This is a genomic window from Herbiconiux dendrobii (genome assembly GCF_052048175.1).
GTDB lineage: Bacteria > Actinomycetota > Actinomycetes > Actinomycetales > Microbacteriaceae > Herbiconiux.
The window spans coordinates 689,179-702,719 of the sequence record NZ_JBLZQV010000003.1 but is presented as its reverse complement, the minus strand read 5'-3'; the positions used below and the strand labels follow the sequence as shown (position 1 = coordinate 702,719).

The following is a 13,541-nucleotide window of genomic DNA, read 5'->3' as shown; positions in this document are numbered from 1 at the left end:
GATCGAAGTACTCTGGGAGCGAAGAGAGGCAGAATTCCGTGAAGCGCATCAATATCCTCTACGCGGGCAAGCAGTACTCGGTCTCGGGTCGGGACGTCGACGACGTCAAAGAGGAGATCCGGCAGGCGGTGGCCTCGGCCGAACCGACCTGGATGGAGGTGAACGTGGGCGAAGGCAAGTACAAGCGTGCCGACATCCTGCTGAGCCCCGGTGTGGATGTGGCCGTGATCGGGATCGATGCCGACGACTGAGCCTCTGTCGCGCGCCGCGCCCGCGCTCGCGGGAGGCGCTCTGCATGAGCAGGACTGGCAGTCGCTCACCTTCCTGCACTGGCGGGTCGATCCCGCGCTGGTGCAGCCGCATCTGCCCCCGGGTACCCGACCCGATCTGTTCGACGGGTCGGCCTGGGTGGGGCTGATCCCCTTCCGTCTCGCCCATGCCACGGCTCCGGGGTTTCGCGCCCTCGGCCCGATCCCGTACGCCGGAACCTTCCCTGAGATCAACGTGCGACTCTATTCGGTCGACGAGACGGGCCGGCGCGGAGTCGTCTTCTCCTCGCTCGAGTCGTCGCGCCTGGCGGCGGTGGGCGCCGCGCACCTGCTCTTCGGGCTGCCGTACCGCTGGGCGCGGATGTCGATCGCCACCGACCGCGCCGGAGTGATCAGCTACCGTTCGGAACGCCTCGGCGACCACGGTTTCGGCGGTGGCCCCGGGCCGCACAGCAGGATCGACGCCCGGCCCGGACGGGCCGATCGCTCCCACGACGACCTCGCCGTCTTCCTCACCGCGCGCTGGGGACTGCACCTCGCCCGCAACGGCCGCACGGTGTTCATCCCGAACGAGCATCCGCCGTGGACGGTGCTCGACGCCGAACTGCTCTTCCTCGACGACGAGCTGCTCGCCGCGGCCGGCTTCCCGGATCTCGCAGAGCGCGCCCCGGACTCGGTGCTGTTCTCGCCCGGGGTGCACACGGCGTTCGGGCGCGCCCAGCCCCTTCGCGCGAGCTGACGGCGCTCGCCGGTCTGCACGCACGGACAGCACGGTTCGCTCCGCCGACCATAATGGATCAGTGACTTCAGCCACCCCCGATCTCGGCCTGCTCCTGGACGTCGACGGGCCGGTGGCCAGCCCGGTCACCCGCACCATCGCCATCCCCTCGATCGCCGCCGACCTGGTTTCGCTCGCGAACGCCGGCGTGCCGATCGTCTTCAACACCGGCCGCTCCGACGGCTTCCTCCGCGCCGAGGTGGTCGGCCCCCTCGTGCAGGGCGGTCTGGCTGCGCACGCCCGCGTGTTCGGTGTGTGCGAGAAGGGCGGATCCTGGTTCCGCATCACTCCCGCCGGTGTCGGTGAGATCACCATCGATGAAACCCTCTCTCCTGTGCCGGAACTGGCCGCCGCGGTCGAAGAACTCGTCGCCACGCGCTTCGCCGACTCGGTCTTCCTCGACCGCACCAAGCGCACCATGGTGTCGGTCGAGCAGCGCACCGACGTCGACTCCGACGACTATCTCGCGATGCAGTCCGACTTCGACCGAGCGGTGCTGGATCTGTGCAGAACTCTCGACCTCGGCGCGGTGTGGAGAACCGAGACCCGCCCGGCCTCCGACGGCAGCATCAGCTACCGGCTCGACCCCTCGATCATCTCCACCGACATCGAGTCGTTCCGCGCCGGGAAGGCGCTGGGTGCCGAGCGCGCGCTGGCGCTGGTGGCCGAGACCGGAGCGGTTCCGGCGATCTGGCGCACGGTGGGCGACTCACGCGTCGACTACGCCATGGCCGGCTGGCTGCACGGGGAGGGCTACGACGTGGCCCACGTCGACGTGCGCCCGGCCGACGGCGTTCCGGAGACGTCGTACCCGGTGCTCACGGTCGACGGGCTCACCAACGACGCCGCCGGAGCCGTGTTCCTGCGCCGGTGGGCCGTCACCGTGGTCGAGGGCGGCGAGGCCGACGGCCCGCACTGACCACGACCGCTCAGCCGCGCCGGATCCGGCTGACGCGCCCGTCCACGGCGCGCAGCAGGTCGTCCGGAGCGATCTCGAGGTCGAATCCGCGTCGCCCACCCGACACGAAGATCGTCGCGAAATCCCGGGCCGTCTCGTCCAGAACCGTCGGCAGCCTCGTCTTCTGGCCGATCGGGCTGATGCCGCCCACCACGTAGCCGCTCTTGCGTTCGGCGACCGCCTTGTCGGCCATCGCCGCCCGCTTCGCGCCGAGCTCGCCGGCCAGAGCTTTCACATCCAGCTGGTCCTGCACCGACAGGATGCCGATGCCGAACCCGGCATCGGTCTCCACCATCAGCGTCTTGAACACCCGGGCCGGTTCGACGCCGAGTTCGCGTGCCGCCTCGGCGCCGAAGTCGGTGGCCGCCGCGTCGTGCTCGTAGACGTGGGGGAGGAACGGGATGCCCGCCTTCGCCAGGGCCAGCGTGGCCGCCGTCGACGGACCGGCGGATGACCGCGCAGCCTTCTTGGCCATGATGCGTTCCTGCTCTCTCGTGGGATCGGTCCCCGACCGCTGCGCAGCCGTCAGGCCGGCTGGGCGGTCGGCTCGTCGTCGAGCGCCAGCGCGGCGCGGAGGAACGCCGACACATCGCCGAGCTCCTCGCGCGAGATCGAGTGTGCGATCCCGGGGTACAGCCGCTCGGTGACGGTGAAATGCCGGGGTGCGAAAGCCGCCGTACGCTCGACGCCGGCGAGCGGGATGATCGGGTCGGCGGCATCCCGGCCCCAGAACAGCGGCGGGCGGCGCTCGGCGAGCACCTCGTCGCCGTCGACGGTGCGGATGGCGCTCACGCCCGAGAGGTCGACGGCGGCGGCGAAGCGGTGCGGGGCCGAGCGCATCAGCTCGATCGACATCATGCCGCCCTGTGAGAAGCCGAGTCCGACGACGGCGGGCGGCGTGCCGTGCTGCGCCTCGGTGCGATCGAGCCACGCGAGCACGGCGTCGGCCGCAGCGACGACGTCGGCGCCGGCCGGGCTCCCCGTGCCGTCAGGGGCCGCGGCGAGCGGGAACCAGGTCCACCCGCCCATCCCGAACGGCGCCCCGGAGAGCGGCGCGCGCAGGGAGGCGAACACGATCCCCTCCGGCAGGAAGGGGAACAGCGACGGCAGGTCGGCCTCGTGCGAACCGCGGCCGTGCATCACGATCACCAGGGGCTGGGTCGCCAGGCTCTCCGCGATCCGGTCGCGAGGCACCGACCAGACCACTGCCTCGTCGTCGATGGTCAGGGGCGCCGCATCCGTTTCGCTCACCAGCCGAATCTAACAGCCGGCTGCGGTTGGGCGACGACGATGGAGGGACGCACATCGACGCGGTGCTCTGCTCGGCAGGGAGCATCCGCAGCTCTTCGAACCGGGCGACCCGACGCTCGAGCGCCTGCGCGCCATCTGCGCGGGCTACCCGGAACACGCCGAGGTGCAGGCCTGGGGCCGCCGCCCCTCAGGTCTGGCAGTTCGGGCACCAATACGTGTCGCGCTGCGAGAGCGCGGTCGCCCCGAGCATCCCGTGGCGTATGCGCGTGCCGCAGCGCCGGCACGGCTTGCCCTCGCGGCCGTACACGTAGGTCTGCCGCCCCGGCCGCGTGTCGCCGGTGGTGGTGCGCTCCACCCGGTCGCGGTTCGCGAGGATGAGCCGGTGCGCCAGGCCGACCACCGCCGGCAGGTCTTTCACGTCACCGACCGGCCGTTGCGGAAGCACGCCGCGCAGGAAGCAGAGCTCGTTCACGTAGACGTTGCCGAGGCCCGCCAGGGTGCGCTGGTCGAGCAGGGCGACGTCGATCTCCCGCGACTCCTGGGCCGCAAGGCGCCGAACGGCCTCCTCGGCATCCCAGTCCGGTCCGAGCACGTCCGGTCCGAGATGCCCCACGACCTCGTCCTCCTCGTCCCGGCGCAGCACCTCCAGCGTGCCCAGATCGAACCCCACCGTCACCCAGTCGGCGTTCTCCAGCACGATCCGCGCCTGGTAGGCGGGCCGCCGCCAGCGCGTGCCGTGCCGGTAGATGTGCCACGAGCCCTCCATCTTCAGGTGGCTGTGGATGCTGTGCTCGCCCACGCGCGTGAGCAGGTGCTTCCCGCGGGAGACCACCTCGTCGACGGTCTCTCCCGTCAGGTCGACCGCCGCGTACTTCGGCACCCGGATGTCGCACACGGTGAGCGGCCGGCCCGCGAGCGCCGTGTTCAGGTGCACCGCCGCCCGGTAGACGGTGTCGCCCTCAGGCACGGAGCCGCAATCCGCGGGGAGTCGCGGTGAAGCCCGCGGCCTCGAGCGATCCGCCCACCGCCGTGCCGAGCACGAAATCACCGTTCACCCGCTCGACGGCGAGTTTGTCGACCCGCCCCGCCGACACCGCCTGGGCCACGGATCGGGCCGCGCGTTCGAGCTGCTCCGGGTCGTCGCTGAACGACAGCGCCGACTTGCCGCCGCGCTCGAGGTAGAGCACCAGGTCGCCGTCGACCAGCGCCACCAGCGCACCCGCCTTACGGCCGGGCTTGTGCCCCTCGACGCTCGGCCAGGGCAGTGCGGCACCGTACGGGTTCGCCGGATCGGTCGCCGCGAGGGTCAGCGCCTCGGGAACGCGGTCGCGCCCCGAGCGGCCCACCGCATCCGGAGCGAAGCCGCGCAGCCGGTCGACCGTGCCGCCGGTGGCGAACTGCGCCGCCCCGAGCGTCTCCACGAAGTAGCCGCGCCGGCAGCGCGCCGACTCCTCGAACTGGCTGAGCACGCGGTACACGAGCGCGAACCCGCCCGGAACCCGCTCCGACACGACCGAGCCCCGAGTGACCACCCCGTACCGGTCGAGCAGCATCTCGGCGGTGGCGTGCGCCCGCAGGGTGGCATCGGTGTTCGGCTCCGGCAGGAGCGACCAGCGCCCACCGGCGGTCGGCGGGCCGACCCGGGTCTGCATGGTGGCGCGGGCGAACGACCGGCCGCGGTACATCCGGGCGCGCGGTGCGGCCCGTTTGGTGCTGTGCGCCGACTTGCCCGATCCGGTGAGAGTGCGAAGCGGCGCCACGGTGTCGTTGGTCACGAGGCCGGCCCACACCAGGTCCCAGATCGCCGATACAATCGCGGCGTCGTCGGGCGGCGCGACCACCTGCAGGGCGGCTCGCGACGCGGTTCCGGATGCGGCGCCCCCGGCCTCCGACATGGCCTGCTCCGATTCCTCCCGCAGCACAGCCGCCCCCACCTCGTCGGCCAGCGTGCGGAAGAAGTACGCCCCACCGCGCTCGAGCGCCCCGAGCAGGGCCCGGTGCACCGGGCCGGCCTCGAACTCGTCGGCGGGCGGCGCCGAGAACGGCAGCGTGTCGAGGGTGTGCAGCGCCACCCAGCCGTCGCTGCCGGGAAGGCTGCCCCGCCCCGACCACACCACTTCTCCCGCAGCGGTCAGCTCGTCGAGCATCGCCGGGCTGTAGTCGCGCACCCGGGCGGGCAGCACGAGGTTCTCCCAGGCCGAGGCCGGCACGGGCACCCCGGCCAGCTGTTCGATCACCGTGAGCACGCCGTCGGCTCCGCGCAGTGACCCGCCCACGTGCTGCCACGAGGGCAGGAAGCGGGCGAGCGTGGTGGCCGGCACCGGCTCCACCTCGTGCCGGAGGGCGGCGAGCGAGCGGCTGCGCAGGCGACGCAGCACCTCGGCGTCACACCACTCGGTTCCGCCCGCCTGCCCGAGGGCGACCGCTTCCATCGCCAGCCCGCTCGGCCGGAACTCGCCCTCGATCACGCGACGGTCGGCGGAGAGCCGGCGCAGCGCATCCGTCACCACCGCCACCCCCAGCCCGAACCGTGCGGCGACCTCCGAGGCGAGGAACGGCCCGTGGGTGCGCGCGTAGCGGCTCACCAGGTCGAGCACCGGATGCTCGACCGGCGCGATGAAGGCGTCGGGCACCCCGAACGGGATGGGCACGCCGAGGGCGTCGCGCAGGCGCCCGGCGTCTTCGATCGGCGCCCACCACTGCTCGCCCGCGAAGCTCACCCGGAGCGCGCGCTTGGCCGACACGAGCTCGTCGAGCGCGGCGACGACGTCGAACTCGAGCGCCCGGGCGCGCACCTCCTCGGTGCGCAGCGGGCCGAGCATCCGCAGCAGGTCGGCCACACCCTCCAGATCGCGGGCCCGGCGGTCGGGAGCCAGCCGCTGCAGTTCGCGCTGGGTGTCTTCGATCACCCCGGGATCGAGCAGCTCGCGCAGTTCGGCCCGCCCGAGCAGCTCCGAGAGCAGCGTCGGGTCGAGGGCGAGCGCCGCGGCCCGGCGCTCGGCCAAGGGGCTGTCGCCTTCGTAGACGAACGAGGCCACGTATCCGAACAGCAGCGAGCGGGCGAACGGCGACGCCGTCGCGGACTCGATCTCGACCACACGGATGCGCCGGGCCTCGAGGTCGCGAGCGAGCGCGAGCAGGGACGGCAGGTCGTAGACGTCCTGCAGGCACTCCCGCACGGTCTCCAGGATGATCGGGAACGTCGGGTACTTGCGCGCCACCTCCAGCAGCTGCGCCGAGCGCTGCCGCTGCTGCCAGAGCGGCGAGCGTTTGCCCGGGTTCTGCCGGGGGAGCAGCAGAGCGCGCGCCGCGTTCTCGCGGAAGCGCGAGGCGAACAGCGCCGATCCGCCCACCTCGTCGGTGACGATCTGCTCGAGCTCAGCCGGGTCGAACAGGAACAGCTCGGCCGAGGGCGGCTCGCCGTCGGTGTCGGGCATCCGCACCACGATCCCGTCGTCGCTCGCCACCGCGTTGGCGTCGACTCCGAAGCGCTCCCGGATGCGCCCGTTGATCGCGAGCGCCCACGGCGAATGCACCTGCATGCCGTACGGGGAATGCAGGATGACCCGCCAGTCGCCGAGCTCGTCGCGGAACCGCTCCACCACCAGCGTCTTGTCGCTCGGCACGTGCCCGGTCGCCTCGCGCTGCTCGGCGATGAACGAGACCAGGTTGCCCGCGGCCCAGTCGTCGAGTCCCGCGCGCTCGGCGATCCGCTGGGACTCCTCGACGGATGCCGCGGCCACCGTGCGGGTGAACTCGCCGATCGCCCGCCCGAGCTCGGCGGGCCGCCCGAGGCCCTCGCCGCGCCAGAACGGCAGCCGCCCCGGCTGACCGAAGGCCGGGGTGACGAGCACCCGGTCGTGCGTGATCTCCTGGATCCGCCAGCTGGTCGCCCCGAGCGCGAACACGTCGCCGACGCGCGACTCGTAGACCATCTCCTCGTCGAGCTCGCCCACCCGGCGCCCCGGAGCCGAGCGGGTGGAGCCCGTCGTCGGATCGGCATCCGTCGGCTCGCCACCCACCATGAACACGCCGAAGAGCCCACGATCGGGGATGGTCCCGCCGCTCGTGACCGCCAGCCGTTGGGCTCCGGGTCGGCCGGTGAGTGTGCCGGCATCGCGGTCCCACACCAGCCTCGGCCGCAGCTCGGCGAACTCGTCAGACGGGTAGAGGCCCGCCAGGAGGTCGAGCGTGGCATCGTATGCCGATCGAGGCATGCCGCTGAACGAGGCACTCCGCCGCACGGTGTCGAACCACTCCTCGACGTCGATCGGCTCCAGCGCGCAGGCGGCGACCGTCTGCTGGGCGAGGATGTCGAGCGGGTTCGCCGGGATCGACAGCGTCTCGATGAGGCCCTCGGACATCCGGATCGGCACCACCGCCGAATGGATGAGGTCGGCCCGGTGCTTGGGGTACAGCAGCCCCTTCGACACCTCGCCGACCTGGTGCCCGGCACGCCCCACCCGCTGCAGTCCGCTGGCCACCGATGGGGGTGCCTCCACCTGGACGACGAGGTCGACCGCGCCCATGTCGATGCCGAGCTCGAGGCTCGAGGTGGCGACGACGCAGCGTAGGCGCCCCGTCTTGAGGTCGTCCTCGATGATGGCGCGCTGCTCCTTGCTCACCGAGCCGTGGTGGGCGCGGGCGAGCACCGGCCCCTCGCCCGAGGTCTGCCCGGCCTGCCCCATCACCTGGGCGGCCGGCGTCTGGGCTACCGGCGTCTGGGCTACCGGCGTCTGGGCTGCCCACGTCGGGGCGGAGGAACGAGCGGATGCGGCCCCGGGAGCGCCATCCGCCTCCTCGCCCGGCCCCATCCGCTGGGCGAAGATCTCGTTCAGCCGCGCAGTCAGGCGTTCGGCCAGCCGCCGCGAGTTCGCGAACACGATCGACGAGCGGTGCTCCAGGATGCGGTCGACGATGTCTTCCTCGACGTGCGGCCAGATCGAGCCCTGCTCGGGTGCGTCCGCCCCCGCCGCCGAACCTTCGAGCTCGGCTCCCGGATCGCGCGGCGGGATCTGGGTCATGTCTTCGACCGGGACGATCACTCGAAGATCGAACTTCTTGGTCGACGGCGGTGCCACGATGCTCACCGGCCGCCCTCCGGCGAGGAACCGCGCCACCTCTTCACGCGGCCGCACCGTGGCCGAGAGGCCGATCCGCTGCGCCGGCTGGGGGAGCAGCAGGTCGAGTCGGTCCAGGCTCACCGCGAGGTGCGCCCCACGCTTGGTGGCGGCCACCGCGTGCACCTCGTCGATGATCACCGTCGTGACCTCGCTGAGCGACTCCCGCGCCGCCGAGGTGAGCATGAGGAAGAGCGACTCGGGCGTGGTGATGAGGATGTCGGGCGGGTTCTTCGAGAGGGTGCGGCGCTCCGCCGCCGGGGTGTCGCCCGAGCGCACTCCCACCGTGATGACGGGCGGCTCGGCGCCCATCCGCTTCGCCGTCTGCGTGATGCCCACGAGCGGCGAGCGCAGGTTGCGCTCCACGTCGACCGCCAGCGCCTTCAAGGGGGAGACGTAGAGCACCGAGGTCTTGCGCGGCACGCCCGGTTCGATGGTGGTGGTCAGCCGGTCGAGCGCCCAGAGGAAGGCCGCGAGCGTCTTGCCCGAGCCCGTGGGTGCCACCACCAGCGCGTGCGACCCCCCGGAGACCGCCTCCCAGGCGCCCGTCTGCGCGGCCGTGGGCGCGTCGAAAGCCCCGAGGAACCATTCTCGGGTGGCGGGGGAGAAGCTCTCGAGCACGTCGCTCATCCCCTTATCCTCACCCAAGCCACCGACAACGGCACGGGGCCACCGCACGGCGTGCACGATCGGCTGCGGCCACCGGGTAAGAATGGACTATGAGCGTGCGCACCCCTGACCCCAATTCCGGCTGGTTGAGCGACAGTGAACTCGCGGAGGTGCGCCAGCGCCTTCCCCTTCTCTACGTCGAGGCCGTTCCGGTGCGGGTAGACGGGCTCGGCCAGGTGGTCGAGGTCGGCGTGCTGCTGCGGGTGGGCCCGAGCGGCACCATCGCGCGCACCCTCGTCTCCGGCCGGGTGATGTACGGCGAGACGCTGCGCGACGCGCTGTTCCGTCACCTCGAGAAAGACCTCGGCCCGATGGCCTTCCCGCAGCTGCCGGCCAGCCCGGTCCCGTTCCAGGTGGCCGAGTACTTCCCGCTGCCGGGAGTCTCCGCGTACTACGACGAGCGTCAGCACGCCGTGTCGCTGGCGTACGTGGTGCCGGTCACGGGAACCTGCGAGCCGCGGCAGGATGCCCTCGAGCTCACCTGGATGACGCCGGAGGAGGCCGCCTCGCCGAGCGTCACCGACGAGATGGAGGGCGGCCGCGGCGGTCTGCTGCGGGCGGCGCTGGCCTCGGTCGGCCGCCTGCTCTGACGACACGGGGCATCCGATGGCCGAAGACTTCGAGCAGCGCAGCTTCGCGGATGCGGCCGCGTTCGAGCGCTGGCTGGAGCAGAACGCCGACTCCGCGAGCGGCGTGAAGATGCTGATCGCCAAGAAGGGCAGCGCGCACTCCACCGTCAGTCACCAGGAGGCGCTCGACGTGGCGCTCTGCCACGGCTGGATCGACGCCCGCCGCAACTCCTTCGACGACGACTTCTTCATCCAGAACTTCACGCCCCGCCGGCCGCGCAGCATCTGGTCGCAGGTGAATCAAGACAAGGTGGCGGCCCTCATCGAGGCGGGCCGGATGCGCGACCGCGGGCAGGCCGAGATCGACAGGGCGAAGGCCGACGGCCGCTGGGAGGCCGCCTACGCCTCGCCCAAGAACATCGAGGTTCCGGATGACCTCGCGGCGGCCCTGGCCGAGAACGCCGAGGCGCTCGCGTTCTTCGCCACCCTCAGCAGCCAGAACCGCTACGCGGTGCTCTTCCGCGTCCACCACGCCAAGCGCGCCGACACCCGTGCCCGCCGCATCGCCGACTTCGTCGCGATGCTCGCCCGCCACGAAACCGTCTACCCCCAGCGCCCCCCGAAGCCCCCGAAGCCGTAGCTCGCTCCCCCCCCCGCGCTCGCGCCCAACCCCCCGCCCCCCCACCTTCGTCGACCCGTCACTTTCTCCCCTTATCCGGGCGCGAAAGCGGGACGAAGTGACGGGTCGGCGACGTTCACGGCTCCGGATGCCGCGGCGGCGGTTCGCCCGAGACGCACGACGGCCCGCCTCCGATGAGGAGACGGGCCGTCGTGAAGAGCGAGGCGTGAGCCTCAGCGACTAGCGCGAGCGACGCCCGCGGCCGCCGTCGGAGCCCGCCGAGAACGACGCGGCCGAGCGGCGCGCGCCGCCGCCGTTCGAACCGGAGGACGCGCCGGCGCCGGCGCCTTGGCCGTCGCGACGGCTTCCGCCCTCGCCGCCGCCGGGGCGGTCGGTCGAGGTGCTGTAGAACGAACGGCTTCCGCCACCGGCGCTGCCGCCGCGCGAGCCGCGGCCGTTCGACGAGCCGCCCTGGCCGCCGCGTCCACCCTGACCGCCGCGGCCGCCCTCGGCACCCGCGCCCGATCCGTCCCGAGCCGCGCGCTTGCGCTGCGCGTTGGCGCCCTGCGAGCCGCCTCGACCGCCACCGGCGCCCGAGCCGCCACGGCCGGTGCCGTCGTTGCCCGTGCGGCGCTGACCCGATGCGGGCAGCTGGTTCGTGGTGCGCGGAGCCGGCTTCACGTACGCCGCCACCTCACCGGTGAGGGCGTTGACCGACGCGGAGTCGGCCGTCACGACCTCGGGGGAGACGGTGATCGCGGCCTTGCGCAGCAGATCCTTCACGTCCTTGCGCTGCGCGGGCAGCATGATGGTGACCACGTCGCCGGCCGAACCGGCGCGGGCGGTACGGCCCGAGCGGTGCAGGTACGCCTTGTGCTCCGCCGGCGGGTCGACGTGGATGACGAGTTCGATGTCGTCGACGTGCACACCGCGGGCCGCGACATCCGTCGCCACCAGAACCTTGACGGTACCGGCCGAGAACGCCGCCAGGTTGCGGTCACGGGCCACCTGCGAGAGGTTGCCGTGCAGGTCGACGGCCGGGATGCCGGCATCCGTCAGCTGCTTCGCGAGCTTCTTGGCGTGGTGCTTGGTGCGCATGAACAGGATGCGGCGGCCGCTGCCCGAGGCGAGCTTCTCGACCAGCACGCGCTTGGACTCGACCGACTCGGTCTCGAACACGTGGTGCGTCATGGCGGCGACGGGCGAGTTCGCCTCGTCGACCGAGTGCAGAACCTCGTTGTGCAGGAACTTGCGCACCAGCTTGTCCACGCCGTTGTCCAGCGTGGCCGAGAACAGCAGGCGCTGACCCGACTGCGGGGTCTTGTCCAGGATGCGCGTGACGACGGGCAGGAAGCCCAGGTCGGCCATGTGGTCGGCCTCGTCGAGCACGGTGATCTCCACGGCGTCGAGTGAGACGAAGCCCTGCTTCATCAGGTCTTCGAGTCGGCCGGGGCAGGCCACGACGATGTCGACGCCGGCCTTGAGCGCGGTCACCTGACGACCCTGCGAGACGCCGCCGAAGATGGTGGTGGTGGTCATGCCGTAGGCCTTGGCCAGCGGCGCCAGCACGGCGTCGATCTGGGTGGCGAGCTCACGGGTGGGGGCGAGCACGAGGCCGAGCGGGCGGCCCGGGCGGCGCTTGCCGCCGGAGAGCTGACCGCCGAGGCGGGCGACCATCGGGATGGAGAAGGCGAGGGTCTTGCCCGAGCCGGTCTTGCCGCGGCCGAGCACGTCGCGGCCGTTCAGGGTGTCGGGAAGCGTGTCGACCTGGATCGGGAACGGCTCGGTCTTGCCCTCGGCGGCCAGGATCGTGACGAGGGGAGTGGGAACGCCGAGCGCGGCGAAGGTGGTGGGGGAACTGGTCAAGGTTGGTGCCTTTCCGGCATCAGTCCGGAGCGCACGCCACGAAAGACGGCTCACCCGGAAGTCAGCGAACGCACCGACGGTGCATCCGTTCGCCGCAAGAAGTATCTGCAAATGGAGGGACAGAAAGCCTGTCAGGCCCGGTCGCCGCCACGAGAAGAGGGAGCGTTCTTTCGACGCACGGGGCTCCCTATCGAGCCCACGAGTACACCCAGTCTAGCGCACGGCAGTACGCACTCGGCGTCACAGCCCTTCGAATTGGGCAGAAAGTACTCATAACGCACGGGGATCGGGACGACCTAGCGTGCGTTGAGTCCCAATTTACCCGTACCACCCATCCCGAATAGAGCAATCGTGAATCATCACTCCCAAGCCACCCGTCGACCTACTGTGCATCCCGCGCGGCGGCGCACCTGGCAAGCCCTCGCCCTGGCCCTTGCCGGTGCAGCGCTTCTCCCGCTCGCCTGTATCACTGCGGCCCCGTCCGCCCAGGCGCTGCCGGTGTCTCCGCCACCCACTGATTTCGCTACGTGGCATCGTGTGGCCGTGAAGACCGCGGGTGACTGGCCCGGTCTTGTCACCACTGCGGCCGACGGGGCGATCTGGTACGACGACGACAACACGGGCGGGCTCATTCGCATCGACCCGGTGACGGCATCGCACAGCGAGTTCTCCCTCGGTCTCGGCACGACCCGCCTGGTCGGCCTCGATGGAGCTCCGGATGGAGCGATCTGGTTCAGCGACATGGCACACACCCAAGTCGGCCGCCTCGATCCCGCCACAGGCGCGGTGGATACCTACACGGTGGCCGGTCCGAGCGCGTGGGTACCGAGCGAAATCGCCTTCGACGCGGCGGGAGATGCCTGGTTCGGTGGAACGAACGGCGTCGCCGGTCTGACCGTGATCCGTCCCGATGGATCCTCCGACGTTTATGCCGATCCGATCGGCCGGGATCCGCTGGCCATCACGGTGTCACCCGACGGGCGCATCTGGTTTGCCGAGGACGGGACGCCGGACGTCATGGTCTTCGACCCTCCCTCGGCAACATTCTCGGCGTTCCCGCTCGGTGGGATCGGCACGTCCGAGGTCGCCGATGTCGAGTTCTCCCACAGCGGCGAGCTGTGGGTCGTGACCGACCGGGGCATCTCGAGCTTCACCACCACCGGCACCGTGCTGAGCACCACCATCTTCCCCGCCCACCCCTTCTTCACACGGCCGACGTCGCTCGTCGCGGGCGAGGCCTCCAAGATGTACTTCGCCGACGGCGACGGTGGCATCGGACGGATCAATCTCGACGATTCGCTCACCGTGCTCCACCCGCCCTTCGTCGACGGAGGAACCCGCAGCCTCACGGTCGACGGCTCCGGCTCTCTCTGGTTCACGCTCAACAGCTCCAACCTCGGCTGGGTCTGATGAGTCGGAGGGAGGCTCCGGTCCTCCCTCCG

Annotated in this window: 11 protein-coding genes; 6 read left to right on the top strand and 5 right to left on the bottom strand. The window is 71.5% G+C overall.

Annotation, left to right across the window (positions count from 1 at the left end; all coding sequences use genetic code 11):
* The first annotated feature begins 38 nt into the window (after window positions 1-38).
* The 3 genes from ACN4JJ_RS12285 to ACN4JJ_RS12275 all read left to right on the top strand — a co-directional run bounded on the left by ACN4JJ_RS12285 (window position 39) and on the right by ACN4JJ_RS12275 (window position 1,966).
* Complete coding sequence (locus ACN4JJ_RS12285) at window positions 39-251, top strand: hypothetical protein (RefSeq protein WP_291057168.1); 213 nt, start codon at window positions 39-41, stop codon at window positions 249-251.
* Window positions 238-1,008: a YqjF family protein gene (locus ACN4JJ_RS12280; RefSeq protein ID WP_440710171.1), complete on the top strand. Its 771-nt coding sequence runs from the start codon at window positions 238-240 to the stop codon at window positions 1,006-1,008. The genes ACN4JJ_RS12285 and ACN4JJ_RS12280 overlap by 14 nt, the downstream gene beginning before the upstream one ends.
* Window positions 1,009-1,069: 61 nt before the next feature.
* Entirely contained in the window at window positions 1,070-1,966 is an 897-nt protein-coding gene (locus ACN4JJ_RS12275; protein ID WP_440710170.1) for a hypothetical protein, read from the top strand.
* A 10-nt stretch (window positions 1,967-1,976) separates the two neighbouring features.
* Here ACN4JJ_RS12275 and ybaK read toward each other — a convergent pair whose 3' ends face one another.
* The 4 genes from ybaK to ACN4JJ_RS12255 all read right to left on the bottom strand — a co-directional run bounded on the left by ybaK (window position 1,977) and on the right by ACN4JJ_RS12255 (window position 9,006).
* Entirely contained in the window at window positions 1,977-2,480 is a 504-nt protein-coding gene (ybaK, locus tag ACN4JJ_RS12270; protein ID WP_440710169.1) for a Cys-tRNA(Pro) deacylase, read from the bottom strand.
* A gap of 50 nt (window positions 2,481-2,530) precedes the next feature.
* Window positions 2,531-3,256 carry an alpha/beta hydrolase gene (locus tag ACN4JJ_RS12265; protein ID WP_440710168.1) on the bottom strand — a complete coding sequence of 242 codons (726 nt, stop codon included), beginning with the start codon at window positions 3,254-3,256 and terminating at the stop codon, window positions 2,531-2,533.
* A gap of 187 nt (window positions 3,257-3,443) precedes the next feature.
* Window positions 3,444-4,223: an Fpg/Nei family DNA glycosylase gene (locus ACN4JJ_RS12260; protein ID WP_440710167.1), complete on the bottom strand. Its 780-nt coding sequence runs from the start codon at window positions 4,221-4,223 to the stop codon at window positions 3,444-3,446.
* On the bottom strand, window positions 4,216-9,006 hold the full coding sequence (locus tag ACN4JJ_RS12255; protein ID WP_440710166.1) for an ATP-dependent helicase: 4,791 nt from the start codon (window positions 9,004-9,006) through the stop codon (window positions 4,216-4,218). Before ACN4JJ_RS12255 ends, ACN4JJ_RS12260 begins: the two co-directional genes overlap by 8 nt.
* 89 nt (window positions 9,007-9,095) lie before the next feature.
* Between ACN4JJ_RS12255 and ACN4JJ_RS12250 the strand changes: the two genes are divergently transcribed.
* Both ACN4JJ_RS12250 and ACN4JJ_RS12245 read left to right on the top strand, forming a co-directional pair.
* Entirely contained in the window at window positions 9,096-9,635 is a 540-nt protein-coding gene (locus ACN4JJ_RS12250; RefSeq protein ID WP_440710165.1) for an NUDIX hydrolase family protein, read from the top strand.
* 16 nt (window positions 9,636-9,651) lie between these two features.
* On the top strand, window positions 9,652-10,254 hold the full coding sequence (locus ACN4JJ_RS12245) for a YdeI/OmpD-associated family protein (protein WP_440710164.1): 603 nt from the start codon (window positions 9,652-9,654) through the stop codon (window positions 10,252-10,254).
* 219 nt (window positions 10,255-10,473) lie between these two features.
* On the opposite strand, the gene ACN4JJ_RS12240 is transcribed toward ACN4JJ_RS12245, so the two are convergent.
* Complete coding sequence (locus tag ACN4JJ_RS12240; RefSeq protein ID WP_440710163.1) at window positions 10,474-12,099, bottom strand: DEAD/DEAH box helicase; 1,626 nt, start codon at window positions 12,097-12,099, stop codon at window positions 10,474-10,476.
* Between the two features lie 351 nt (window positions 12,100-12,450).
* Here ACN4JJ_RS12240 and ACN4JJ_RS12235 point away from each other — a divergent pair, with 351 nt between their 5' ends.
* Complete coding sequence (locus tag ACN4JJ_RS12235; protein WP_440710162.1) at window positions 12,451-13,509, top strand: Vgb family protein; 1,059 nt, start codon at window positions 12,451-12,453, stop codon at window positions 13,507-13,509.
* The last annotated feature ends 32 nt before the right edge of the window (window positions 13,510-13,541 follow it).

Bases quoted from the DNA above. Each gene is read 5' to 3' on its own strand.
- ACN4JJ_RS12280 (WP_440710171.1), top strand. From the start codon at position 238: ATGCCGACGACTGAGCCTCTGTCGCGCGCCGCGCCCGCGCTCGCGGGA.
- ybaK (WP_440710169.1), bottom strand. From the start codon at position 2,480: ATGGCCAAGAAGGCTGCGCGGTCATCCGCCGGTCCGTCGACGGCGGCC.
- ACN4JJ_RS12255 (WP_440710166.1), bottom strand. From the start codon at position 9,006: ATGAGCGACGTGCTCGAGAGCTTCTCCCCCGCCACCCGAGAATGGTTC.
- ACN4JJ_RS12250 (WP_440710165.1), top strand. From the start codon at position 9,096: ATGAGCGTGCGCACCCCTGACCCCAATTCCGGCTGGTTGAGCGACAGT.
- ACN4JJ_RS12245 (WP_440710164.1), top strand. From the start codon at position 9,652: ATGGCCGAAGACTTCGAGCAGCGCAGCTTCGCGGATGCGGCCGCGTTC.